General features: G+C 81.5%; 1 protein-coding gene. It reads left to right on the top strand.

Annotation, left to right across the window (positions count from 1 at the left end; translation table 11 throughout):
• Window positions 1–585, top strand: a 585-nt coding sequence (locus ACLIYP_RS30705; RefSeq protein WP_412716338.1) for a BACON domain-containing protein, incomplete at its 5' end; no start/stop codon positions are given.
• Window positions 586–631: the final 46 nt, after the last annotated feature.

Here is a 631-nt window from a genome sequence, read left to right as displayed (position 1 = left end):
CAGGGCGACGGGGGCCGGACGGGGGGCGCCGGAGCCTCCCGCGACGGGTCCGGCGTCCGCATCGACGTGGCCGGCGCGGAAGGCGCGGAAGGGCGGGGCGCCCCGTCCTCCGGCACGGACCGCCCGGAAGGCGCGGACGGGGAGGGCCCGCCGCGCGGGGAGGACGGCACCGGGCCGGGCCGGCTGACGGTCGAGGCCCAGCCGTCCGGGGACGCCACCGTCGTCACCCTCACCGCCTCCGGCGGCTCCCCGGTCCACTGGACGGCCTCGGCGGACGCCTCCTGGCTGCGACTGGACCGTACGCACGGGACGCTGCGGCCCGGCGAGTCCGCCGCCTTCGCCGTCACCGTCGACCGGTCGCGGGAGCCGGCGGGCGCGTGGACCGCGCGGATCTCGATCGCCCCGGCGAAGGCGGTGATCACCCTCCAGGGGCACGGCGCCGAACCGCGTCCGGCCGAACCGCGCCCCTCCGACCCCCCGGAGCCGGAGCCCTCCGAGCCGCCCGCGTCCGAACCGGCCCCCGAACCGCCGTCGAGCACACCCCCGCCGGAGCCCTCACCGCCCCCGGCGGGGCAGCCGGACTAGCGGCCGGCCCGGCCGCCGGTCCGGCGCCACCGGGCGGCCGCTAGTC

Origin of the sequence: Streptomyces nanhaiensis (assembly GCF_046614825.1) — a bacterium.
GTDB classification, from domain to species: Bacteria; Actinomycetota; Actinomycetes; order Streptomycetales; family Streptomycetaceae; genus Streptomyces; species Streptomyces radiopugnans.
The sequence above is the reverse complement of the archived record's forward strand: the minus strand, read 5'-3'. Positions and strand labels throughout refer to the sequence as shown.